At 36.5% G+C, this 11,319-nt stretch carries 12 protein-coding genes and 1 tRNA gene; 6 read left to right on the top strand and 7 right to left on the bottom strand.

Going from position 1 to position 11,319, the window contains the following annotated elements:
* Positions 1-115: 115 nt before the first annotated feature.
* Complete coding sequence (locus tag Q0Y61_RS04245) at positions 116-1,237, bottom strand: CinA family protein (RefSeq protein WP_297811880.1); 1,122 nt, start codon at positions 1,235-1,237, stop codon at positions 116-118.
* 82 nt (positions 1,238-1,319) lie between these two features.
* Between Q0Y61_RS04245 and ppk2 the strand changes: the two genes are divergently transcribed.
* The gene (gene ppk2, locus Q0Y61_RS04240; protein ID WP_297811877.1) at positions 1,320-2,189 is read left to right on the top strand and encodes a polyphosphate kinase 2; all 870 of its coding nucleotides are present in this window, start codon (positions 1,320-1,322) and stop codon (positions 2,187-2,189) included.
* Between the two features lie 22 nt (positions 2,190-2,211).
* Here ppk2 and Q0Y61_RS04235 read toward each other — a convergent pair whose 3' ends face one another.
* The 6 genes from Q0Y61_RS04235 to Q0Y61_RS04210 all read right to left on the bottom strand — a co-directional run bounded on the left by Q0Y61_RS04235 (position 2,212) and on the right by Q0Y61_RS04210 (position 5,257).
* Positions 2,212-2,493, bottom strand: coding sequence for a hypothetical protein (locus Q0Y61_RS04235; RefSeq protein WP_297811874.1), 282 nt, complete (start codon positions 2,491-2,493; stop codon positions 2,212-2,214).
* Positions 2,471-2,593 carry a hypothetical protein gene (locus Q0Y61_RS04230; protein WP_297811871.1) on the bottom strand — a complete coding sequence of 41 codons (123 nt, stop codon included), beginning with the start codon at positions 2,591-2,593 and terminating at the stop codon, positions 2,471-2,473. The genes Q0Y61_RS04235 and Q0Y61_RS04230 overlap by 23 nt, the downstream gene beginning before the upstream one ends.
* 442 nt (positions 2,594-3,035) lie before the next feature.
* The gene (yedF, locus tag Q0Y61_RS04225) at positions 3,036-3,263 is read right to left on the bottom strand and encodes a sulfurtransferase-like selenium metabolism protein YedF (protein ID WP_297811888.1); all 228 of its coding nucleotides are present in this window, start codon (positions 3,261-3,263) and stop codon (positions 3,036-3,038) included.
* Positions 3,264-3,286: 23 nt separating this feature from the next.
* Entirely contained in the window at positions 3,287-4,519 is a 1,233-nt protein-coding gene (yedE, locus tag Q0Y61_RS04220) for a selenium metabolism membrane protein YedE/FdhT (RefSeq protein WP_297811885.1), read from the bottom strand.
* 309 nt (positions 4,520-4,828) lie between these two features.
* A tRNA-Arg gene (locus Q0Y61_RS04215) sits at positions 4,829-4,905 on the bottom strand.
* A gap of 55 nt (positions 4,906-4,960) precedes the next feature.
* Positions 4,961-5,257, bottom strand: coding sequence for an HU family DNA-binding protein (locus Q0Y61_RS04210; protein WP_297811867.1), 297 nt, complete (start codon positions 5,255-5,257; stop codon positions 4,961-4,963).
* Positions 5,258-5,483: 226 nt separating this feature from the next.
* Between Q0Y61_RS04210 and gap the strand changes: the two genes are divergently transcribed.
* The 5 genes from gap (at position 5,484) to recA (ending at position 11,308) form a co-directional block, all read left to right on the top strand.
* Positions 5,484-6,479, top strand: a complete 996-nt coding sequence (gap, locus tag Q0Y61_RS04205; RefSeq protein ID WP_297811864.1) for a type I glyceraldehyde-3-phosphate dehydrogenase — start codon at positions 5,484-5,486, stop codon at positions 6,477-6,479.
* A gap of 20 nt (positions 6,480-6,499) precedes the next feature.
* On the top strand, positions 6,500-7,768 hold the full coding sequence (locus tag Q0Y61_RS04200) for a glucose-6-phosphate isomerase (RefSeq protein ID WP_297811861.1): 1,269 nt from the start codon (positions 6,500-6,502) through the stop codon (positions 7,766-7,768).
* Between the two features lie 86 nt (positions 7,769-7,854).
* Positions 7,855-8,862, top strand: a complete 1,008-nt coding sequence (pta, locus tag Q0Y61_RS04195; protein ID WP_297811857.1) for a phosphate acetyltransferase — start codon at positions 7,855-7,857, stop codon at positions 8,860-8,862.
* Between the two features lie 2 nt (positions 8,863-8,864).
* Positions 8,865-10,076, top strand: coding sequence for an acetate kinase (locus Q0Y61_RS04190; RefSeq protein ID WP_297811854.1), 1,212 nt, complete (start codon positions 8,865-8,867; stop codon positions 10,074-10,076).
* A gap of 197 nt (positions 10,077-10,273) precedes the next feature.
* Entirely contained in the window at positions 10,274-11,308 is a 1,035-nt protein-coding gene (gene recA / locus Q0Y61_RS04185; protein ID WP_297811851.1) for a recombinase RecA, read from the top strand.
* Positions 11,309-11,319: the final 11 nt, after the last annotated feature.

Below are 11,319 nucleotides of genomic sequence, written 5' to 3'. Positions count from 1 at the left end.
GGATTCGAACCAACGGCCCATTCCTTAAAAGGGAATTGCTCTACCAACTGAGCTAGCGGGTCTAAAATATTTAAAAATTAAGGAATTGGAATCATACAGATATTTTATATAAAAGTCAATAGTTTAATAAAAAAACCTTTAAAAAGAGCAGATAAGCATAAATTGTAGCTTGTGTTTGAATATAGTTTCTATCGCCTTTTAAATGTAGTTGCTCAATGATTTCCGCGCCTTTTCTATCCTTTATCCCAATAAAGATTGTCCCAACAGGCTTGTTGGCACTTCCACCATTAGGACCAGCAATTCCACTTGTAGCAAGGGCAAAATCTGCTCCAGATAGCCTTAATGCACCCTCTAACATCTCCCGCACCACTGCTTCACTTACTGCCCCAAAGTGTTCTAAATTTTCCTTTGAAACCTCAAGCCAAGATTCTTTAATTGCGTTAGCGTAACTAACTACACCCCCATCAAACACCTCACTTGCTCCGCTTTCTTTTGTTAGCCAATAGGCAACAAGCCCCCCTGTGCAACTCTCTGCAGTGGTAATCTTTAAATGATGTCTCAAGAGCAAATCAATTACACTTTGAGCAAGATTAAAAGTAGGAAAAATCTTATCCATAAAAGTGGTTTCAATGACTTTTGCAAAATCTTTCAAAGATTCGGTGTTATTGCTTGTCGCACTTAAAACTTCTAAATTAGAATCTGCATTTAAAATCTCTAAATTTACTTTAAAATCCTTTGCGATTCCATCAAGAAGTATTTGCGCACTTAGCGCATCAATACCCAAAAGATACAAAAACATTGTGGGGGAGATATTTTGATGAAAATGCACCTTAATAGCCGATTGTTTATCTACTTTGGGAAAAAAAATATTTTGCAAATCTAGTAACCAAACTCTACGCACTTTGCTTTTTAGTATAAATTCTGATTTAATAAAAATTTCCTTAGCTATATCAATAGGAACTTCTTTATAGTTTTCAACTTCTTGTTTTACTTTGATAAAACTTAAAAATGTATTAAAATGATGATGAGGAGCCAAGATCAAAAGATTTGTCGCATACTTTAAACCAAACTCTAAAGAGATTAGAAATGCGTTATCAACATTGTTTTTGGATTCTAAAGAATCGCAAAAAATCATCTGATGAATCTCTCCAAAATATTCTCTTGCAAACCTCTGTGCAAAATGATTAAGTGGTTCAAAATTGCGGTAATTTTTACCCATACAAAATAAAATATTCAAAATCTTGCCTTTCTTGCTTATAATTTTTAACGCTTTATGGTAGAATATTTTATCTATTTTAAGCTTATTTTGGAGGTAAATTTTGAGCAAAGTGTTAGTTGTTCGTCCGGAAGATGAAAAACCCGGCGAAGTTTATAATAGTAAAGGAAAGTTAAACAAAAAATTTTACGAAAAAGAAATCGTAAAACTACAAATTGAGTTAATCAAACTACAAAATTGGGTAAAAAAACACAATAAAAAAATCATTGTTATCCTAGAAGGACGTGATGCGGCAGGTAAAGGTGGAACTATCAAAGCATTACGCGAACACTTAAATCCACGTGGTTCTCGTGTCGTAGCACTACAAAAACCAAGTGATGTGGAAATAACACAATGGTATTTTCAACGTTATATTGATGAATTGCCAAATGGTGGGGAAATCGTGTTTTTTGACCGCAGTTGGTATAATCGTGCGGGAGTTGAAAAGGTAATGAATTTCTGCACAAATGACCAATATAGAGAATTTATCATTCAAGTTTCACACTTGGAACAAATGCTGATTGAGAGTGGTTATATTCTTTTTAAATTTTTCTTGGATGTCGGACGTGAGGAACAAAAAAAACGTATTGAAAGTCGCAAAGACGAGCCTCTTAAACGCTGGAAACTAAGCCCGATTGATGAGCTATCTTTAAATCTTTGGGACGAATACACCGAAGCCTTTGAAAAAATGTTTTCACGCACGCACACACCTTTTGCTCCTTGGTTGATTGTGGATTCTAATGACAAAAAACGTGCACGTATCAATCTAGCTAGAATCCTGCTTTCTAAGATTGATTATGAAGATAAAGATGCGGAAAATGTATGCTTGTTAGCTGACCCAGGCATTGTAACAACTTATTCTAGCGTTCGTGCATTCTCTCAAGAAAATGAAAATATAAAGAAAAAGAAAAAGAAAGAGAAAGAGAAAAAGTAATTGCTAGTAGTTCGGAGTGGAATCATATAATCCCTCCAGCTTTTGTTGCGCGCATCATTATATGCCACGAAAGATTTTCTCGCAACCAGATTTCGTGTGCTTTGTCTCCTAATCTGCTTTGGAATCGCCATTTTTGAAACTTCCATAAAGACTTTCTACTTGCAAATGTGTCGCTTGTCTTACACTTACAAAATCCAATTTGCACTATTATCACCATTAATATAAGAGAACCTATCATCTCACCCGAAGTTTTAGGCTCTACTGCTTGATTCTCACCTAGATTATTTGCTTGATTGCCCTGCATAGATAAAACATATCAAAGGGGGTCGTGTTTCTTGTTGTTTCTGCGTTGTTTGGTGTGCGAGAGAAGTTTGTCGCATAGTGTGGTTTGTGCTGATTTGCATAAGAATCCCTTACTTAATATAAATGCTTGCGATCATTAACCATTAACTTGTGTCCATACAAAAATGGATTGCCCCCGTGATTAGTTTGTGCTTGTTTGACCTAAGCTAATCTCCTCGCAATATCCAATATCAGAAGAATATACTGATAGAATATAAACTTTATTAACTGCAAGAACAGGTGCTTTTACCGCTTTATTGTCTTTATTTTCTTTGCCCTCTATTGTGTAGTTTATCTGCTACAAATGCGATTCCACAGCTTAAAATACTTGCCAACGCAAGACTTAAAAAAATTTGTCATTTAATCCTTAATAAAATATATAGAAACTTGAGCAAAAAGTGTTCCTTATAGAATAAATGCCCTTTGAAACCAAATGATAGGAGAAAAAATTGTGGATTGTCTTTTAAGATTCTGCTTTGCAGAATCTCACTTTGAGATTTTACACTAAGGCTTCTTAATAAGATACCTTATCGTGGCTCCTAGCTGCTCTACTCCTAACACTTCATAGCCGTGATTTTTCACATCAATGGGAATATTATTAATGCTTTGTGGGCAATCACTTAGCACTTCCAAAATCTCGCCACTTTTAAGTTCGGGCAAAACCTCCAGAGTCCTTACCGCAGGATAAGGGCAAGGCTCACCTTGCAAGTCTAATCTAAAATTTGGGATAATTTCTTGTTGCATATTCTCCTCCTTTATGCGCGTTCAAATCGTTTATTTTTGGCAAAATATCGCCGCTCAAGAAACAGCACAAAGGCAAGGAATGCAAAAAGCAGCACATAGCTTACCACCAAGCCGCCATAATTACCAAAGGATTCTAAAAGATTGATTTTAGGGAAGCTTGTCGCAAGCGGCACAGAATAATAATCCCAAGTCGCTGCCAAAAGCGTAGAGCCAATGACATTACCAACACCTACAATCCAATAATGCACCTGCCCCTCAACTGCGCGATACATCCAGCCACATTCACACCCTCCTGCAATCACAATACCAAAGCCAAAGAGCAATCCGCCAATCACTGCATTTGGCGCAGCCCACATAATTTTAGGCGGAAGTCCAAGCATAATGTAACTAAAAACGCCAATAGTTGAAACCATCATTCCCACAATCACCGCTCTTGCCATATATCCACGCCCTGTGATAAATAAATCCCTAAAGGCAGAGGTAAAGCAAATCTGCGCACGCGAGATGATAAATCCAAATCCCACACCAAATACAACTGCAAGTGCTAAAATAGGAATCTTTTTGCCCTCTGGAATATTTCCATACGCCATTAGATACGCTACCCAAACGCCAATTCCAACTAATACCAAAACACCAAGTGCAAAAAGGAGTTTTGCCCTACTCTGATTTTCTTTGCTATTTCCAATGTCTTTTTGTGAGCTGACTTTCTCTAGCTTTGTATGAGAGCGAAAAAGTGGGAGTAAAACAACCTTTGTGCCTAGCCACACACCAACAAGCGTCATAATCGTAAAAAACCACGCGTGCAAGCTAAATTGTGGAATCCCCGTAAAGAAACTCGCCAAATTACAACCCATACCAATCCTCGCACCAAATCCTGCAATAATCCCACCGATAAGGGCTTGAGCGATTCTAATATTGCTTTGAGGCAAACGAAACTTGACATTATTTGCCATTGCGGCAGCGGCAAACGCCCCTGCAAACATTCCAATAATCATCACGCCATCTACCCTATCTAGCGGTGTTCCTTGCAAACCTAGAATCTTAAAATAACCCCAAGTGCTTGTATCCACACCTAAAAGATTCATAATATGTCCGCCCCAACGCGTAAATTCACCTGTAACAGCCCAATAAGTCCCAGTCAAACCAAAATAATAAGCAGCCATTACGCCAAGTGCAATAATAGCGGGCATAGGCGACCAAAATTTGACTAGGAATCTTTGCTTATAGTCTTGAAACACTTTGATTCCTTAAAATGATAAATTATACAGATATTGGACAGAAAGAAAAAGAAGTCATTATCTGTGTGCTTTAACCCGAAAGCTTTGGAAAGACTAGAATAATAACACATTTTATTTGGTTTTACAATATAAATCATTTAGCCAGCCTAAACACTTTACGCTAATAAGGTAAATAAAAGGGACTTCAATAACAAATGGACTAGGTAATTCTGAAATTTTTAGTGGGGATTCTTAGAGTTTTTCTATATTAAAGATTACAGTGCAAGCAAAGATTCCACAAGATTACAATATCCAAAGTCTAATGAAATTTTGTAATGGTGTCCCTGATGCGATTCGAACGCATGACCTCACGATTAGGAATCGTGTGCTCTATCCTGCTGAGCTACAAAGACAGCGCTAAAGAATATTTGAGAATCGCCCAACAACTGTCGGGCGTAAAAGAAGAAATTATTTTTTGCCTTTTTTAGCGGCAGCAACTGCATCTTTAAGACCTTTTCCAGCCTTAAACTTAGGAACAAACTTATCTCCTGTTTTGTATTTTTTAGTTGTCCCAGGCACAACACCTTCTTTGCCCTTTTGAAGCACAGTTTCAAATTTACCAAAGCCAACTAATTCAATGCTTTCTTTCTTAGCAAGTGCTTTTACTACTGCTGCTGTAAAAGTGCTGATTGCTTTTTCAGCTTCTTTTTTAGTCTCATACTCTCCGACCTGTTTTACTAGATCAACAAATTCTGATTTATTCATTTTGGAAACCTCCATAAAAAGTTTAAAAACGCATTATTGTAACATAAATTTGCGATTTTCAAGACTTTTCAAAGAAAAAATAAATTTTATTTTATACTTTATGTATGGAAAATACTTTAACATAACCTCAAAAATTCTCCTTAAGAGCCCTTTAAGAATCTGTAAGGAAGTTTTAAATAATATTAGAGATTCTAAATTATCATTATTTATTCGAAAAGGAGAACCAATGGCTCTAAAAGTTGCAGTCAATGGGACAGGAAGAATAGGTTTATGTGTATGCAAAATTCTAAGCGAACGCGAAGATTTAGAGCTTGTTGCGCTCAACACAACAATGCCCATTGACACACTCATTCATCTACTAAAATATGATTCTGTGCAAAAAAATAGTGTGGTTGAAAAATTAAGTGAAAATAGTATAAAAATTGGCAAACAAAAAAATATTCAAATCATTAGCACTCGTGAGATTAAAGAATTAAATTTTGGAAAATTTGGTGCAAAACTCGTGATAGAATGCACTGGGGCTTTTAATGATTTAAATAAAGCGGGTGCGCATTTATATGGAGGAATCCAAAGAGTTGTGATTTCTGCACCAGCGACAGATACTCCAACTTTCGTTTATGGCGTCAATCATATCAATTATCAAGGGGAATCTATCATTTCTAATGCAAGTTGCACGACTAACGCACTTGCGCCTATTGCAAAAGTTTTGCACGATAATTTTAAAATTTTAAGTGGATTAATGACAACCATTCATAGCTATACCAACGACCAAAACCTTCTAGATTCCAAACATAAAGATTTGCGCCGTGCTCGTGCTGCTGCACTCAATATGATTCCAACTTCCACGGGTGCGGCAAAAGCTATTGGACTTGTTCTGCCTGAATTAAAGGGAAAACTAAATGGCTTTGCGATTCGGGTTCCAACACCTGATGTAAGTCTTGTAGATTTAACTTGCGTTACAAAAGAATCTGCTACCAAAGAATCTGTTAATGCCGTTTTTGAGAATGCTGCACAAAGTGCATTTAAGAATCTCATTCTAGTGGATAATGAAAAACGCGTTTCAGGAGACTTCATTGGAAGTACTTATAGTAGTATTTTTATCCCGGACTGCACGGTGGTCGTAGGCGAAAATCAAGTAAAAGTGGTTGCCTGGTATGACAATGAGTGGGGTTATTCTACGCGTTTAGTGGATATGGCAGGTTTTGTTGGTTCTAGTATTTAAATTCTTAAGGGGTCAATTTTATGATGAATTTAACCAACACCTATTCACATTTTTTACAAGATTATCCCAATCTTTTTGATAAAAAAAACTTAGATTTATTTTTTCAAAAAGTTCTTGTAGAACGTAATAGCCAACTTAGTGGATATTATGATTTACCTTTTGCTAAAAATCAAGCAATTTTTGATTATTTAACACGAAATAAGCATTTTTTGGATTCCATTTCTAATGTTATTATTGTAGGGATTGGGGGTAGCTCACTTGGGACAAAAGCAATTGACGCATTACTCTCACACCAAAACAATCGCAAAAAAATCAAATTACGATTCTTAGAGCATACAGACCCTATTATCATCAGAAAAGACTTACAACGCATTAAATATGAGGAAACTCTCTTTATTGTTATCTCAAAATCTGGGCTGACGATTGAAACCACTTCGCTTTTTAAATATATTTTAGCACGATTTTCTTTGTTGAAAGGAGAACGTAAAAAACATTTGCTAACAATTACTGATGAAGATTCTCCTCTCTTTCATTGGAGTAAAAGTGAAAAGATAGAATCCATAACGATAAAGCCAAATATCGGGGGAAGATTCTCTGTATTAAGTGCAGTAGGCTTGTTGCCTCTTGCAATTTTAGGTTATGATATTCAAGCAATCTTAAAAGGTGCGAGCATTATTAGCAATAGATTTTTTCAAGAACGGAAAGATAATGTGCTCAAAAAAGCCCTATTTCTAGCAAGAAATGAAAGCAAATATCCTATTAATGTGTTATTTTCTTATTCTAGTGTTTTTCGTCATTTTAATGCTTGGTATGTGCAATTATGGGGAGAATCCTTAGGCAAACTAGATATGTATGAGCAAAGACGCGGCTTGACACCTATTGCTCTCATTGGCAGTATTGACCAGCATTCTTTTTTACAACTCATTATGCAAGGACCTGCAAATAAAACCGTAACATTTTTAAGCGTTAAGAACTTTTTACAAAAACCTCTTTATATTCCAAACATTCATTTACAAGGTTTAGAATCTACAAATTTTGTTAATCAAACTTCTTTTAATCAGCTTTTAAAGTTGCAATGTATTTCAACCAAAGAGAGTATTATTTCACAGAATGTGCCTGTGGATTCTATTATTCTTGAATCTTTGAATGAAGAAAATACCGGTGCGCTTGTAATGTATTACGAATTACTTACTTCTTGTGTGGGGATTTTGCTACAAATTGATACATATAATCAACCTGGTGTAGAATTTGGCAAAAAGATACTAAGGGAAAAATTTACACACTCTTAAAATTTTTTACACTTTTTTACCAACTTTATACGCTACTTATCCTAAAAAATCTTAAAATAGATGAAATCTTAAACGAAAGGGTTAATATGGGTTTCATTCAAACAATCAAAGAAAAGGCAAGGGCAAATTTGCAAACAATTGTCCTGCCAGAAACGAGTGATTTACGCACTCTAGAAGCTGCACACATTGCACTACAAGAAAATATTGCAAAGATTATTTTAATCGGTGAGGAAGCAGAAATCAAACAACGTGCAAAAGGGCGTGATTTAAATTTGGAAAATGCAGAATTCATCAATCCTGCAAGTTGTGATGGGTTAGAATCTTATGTAGAACTATTTGTTAAACTTCGTGGACATAAGGGTTTAAGCGAAAAATCTGCGCGTGCACTTTTGCTTGAAAACCCACTTTATTTTGGTGTTGCACTTGTGAAATCAAAAAAGGCAAATGGTATGGTTGCAGGTGCAATCAATTCTACTGCTGATGTGCTTCGTGCCTCTTTGCAGATTTTAGGCACGAATCCAAAATCTAAATTAGTTTCCGCATTTTTCTTAATGATTGTTCCAAATTGTCATTTTGGAGAAAAGGGAATCTTTATTTTTGCAGATAGTGGATTGGTGCAGAATCCAAACGCGCAAGAACTCGCTTCTATCGCAATAGATTCCGCTAAAAGCTTTGAGGCATTAGTCGGGAAAAAAGCAGTGGTTGCGATGCTTTCGCACTCTACAAAAGGTAGCGCAAAACATTCTGATGTAGATAAAGTCATAGAAGCCACACGCATTGCTCAAGCTGAAGCGCCTAACATTGCACTAGATGGAGAGTTTCAACTTGATGCTGCCATTGTTCCAAATGTGGGAAAATCAAAGGCACCAGATAGCCAGATTGCTGGGAATGCAAATGTGCTTGTTTTTCCAGATTTAGATGCAGGAAATATTGGTTATAAATTGGTTCAACGTTTAGCAAATGCTGAAGCTTATGGACCTATTACGCAAGGAATCGGTGGGGCAGTCAATGACCTCTCACGCGGTTGCAGTAGTGAAGACATTGTAGGCGTAATTGCTATTACAGCTCTTCAAGCTCAACAAAATAAGGAGTAGAAATGGATATTTTAGTTATTAATTGTGGTAGTTCTTCGCTCAAATATCAACTGATTAACACAAACACAGAAGAAGTTTTGGCATCAGGCTTATGTGATAGAATCGGGATTGATGGCGGACAATTTAGTTATAAACCAAAAAATAGCGAAAAAACCATACAAAATGTTGATATGTCAGACCACGAAGTCGCTATTAAGCTTGTGCTTGAAACACTTGTTAATCCACAAAGTGGCATTATCAAGTCTTTAGACGAAATCAAAGCTATTGGACATAGAATTGTGCACGGAGGCGAGCATTTTACGCATTCTGCACTCATTAATGACGAAGTGATTTCACACATTGAAGAGTGTTCAGATTTAGCCCCCTTGCACAATCCTGCGCATTTGCTAGGTATTAAAGCCTGTAAGCACTTAATGCCACAAACGCCTATGGTAGCAGTATTTGATACTGCATTTCATCAAACAATGCCTCCGCACGCTTATATTTATGGTTTGCCTTATGAATATTATGAAAAATACAAAATCCGCCGTTATGGATTCCATGGCACAAGCCATAGCTATGTCTCAAAACGCACCGCGGAATATCTTGGAATCCCATTAGAAGATTCCAAAATCATTACTTGCCATTTAGGGAATGGTTCTAGTATTTGTGCCATAAAAAATGGTAAAAGTATTGATACAAGTATGGGTTTAACCCCGCTTGAAGGCTTAGTGATGGGAACGCGTAGTGGAGACTTAGACCCAGCAATTATTGATTATATTGCACAAAAGGAAAATTTAAGCACAAAAGAAGTCTTGAATATTTTAAACAAAAAATCCGGTGTGCTTGGAATTTCTGGTCTCTCAAGCGACTTTAGAGATTTACTAAGTGCCGATGAAGGAGGGAATCTTAAAGCGCGTTTTGCTAGAGAAGTGTTTGCTTATCGTGTGGCAAAATATATTGGGGCTTATACTGCCGCATTAGTTGGTGTAGATGCGATTGCATTTTGCGCAGGAGTAGGAGAAAATGCTAAATACATTCGTGGAAAAATTGTTTCAAACTTGCATTTCTTAGGAATCAACCTTGATGAAAAAGCCAATCTTGAAGCAGTGGGCAAAGAGGGTATCATTTCTACCAAAGACTCCAAAGTCAAAGTCTGCGTAATTCCAACCAATGAAGAATTAATGATTGCTAGAGACACGCGTGAAATCATTTTAAAATCCCAGAGACATTAAACGGCTTAAATAATGAGATTCTGCATTTGCAGTCTCTCAAATCTCTTAAGATTCCTATTTATTAAAAATCAATGCACATTACTCTGGAGCTTAAATTGAAAAAACAATATCAAAATGCAATAGAGAATGAAAGTATTTTGTTTTGAAATTTTTATCTGTTTTTAGCTACAATAAAATTTTAATTTTTAGGAGAAAAAATGGCTTTGGACGAAAACAGACAAAAAGCAATTGAGCTTGCCATTAAGCAAATTGATAAAGCCTTTGGGAAAGGTGCATTAATCAGGCTTGGCGACAAACCGGTAGAAAAAATTGATTCCATTAGCACAGGCTCTTTAGGACTAGATATTGCGCTTGGCATTGGCGGAGTTCCAAAAGGGCGAATCATTGAAATTTATGGACCAGAAAGCTCCGGCAAAACAACCTTAGCACTACAAATTGTCGCAGAATGCCAGAAAAAGGGTGGAATCTGTGCCTTTATTGACGCAGAACACGCACTAGATGTTACTTATGCAAAACGATTAGGTGTAGATGTAGAAAATCTACTTGTTTCGCAACCTGATTTTGGTGAGCAAGCCTTAGAAATTCTAGAAACGCTCACAAGAAGTGGGGGAGTAGATTTAATCGTGATTGACTCTGTGGCAGCACTCACACCAAAGAGTGAAATTGATGGGGATATGGGAGACCAGCACGTAGGCTTACAAGCACGTTTGATGAGCCAAGCTTTACGAAAAGTAACAGGCGTAATTCATAAAATGAATACTACGGTGATTTTTATTAACCAAATTCGTATGAAAATCGGTGTGATGGGCTATGGAAGCCCAGAAACCACAACAGGCGGAAATGCACTCAAGTTTTATGCAAGTGTAAGGATTGATGTTCGTAGAATCGCTACTTTAAAGCAAGGTGAGCAAAATATCGGCAACCGCGTCAAAGCCAAAGTCGTCAAAAATAAAGTTGCTCCGCCCTTTAGAGGGGCGGAATTTGATATTATGTTTGGTGAGGGTATCAGCAAAGAGGGCGAATTAATTGATTATGGAGTAAAATTAGATATTGTAGATAAAAGTGGTGCGTGGTTAAGCTACAAAGATAAGAAGCTTGGGCAAGGCAAAGAAAATGCAAAAGCATTTTTAAAAGAGAATCTAGAAATTGCCCGAGAAATTGGGGAAAAGATTAAAGCGTCTATTTCAATCTCTGATGATTTATCTAGTGATGATACAAATGATATAGAATAAAACAAGGAATA

Origin of the sequence: uncultured Helicobacter sp. (assembly GCF_947367035.1) — a bacterium.
Taxonomy (GTDB): domain Bacteria; phylum Campylobacterota; class Campylobacteria; order Campylobacterales; family Helicobacteraceae; genus Helicobacter_D.
The sequence above is the reverse complement of the archived record's forward strand: the minus strand, read 5'-3'. Positions and strand labels throughout refer to the sequence as shown.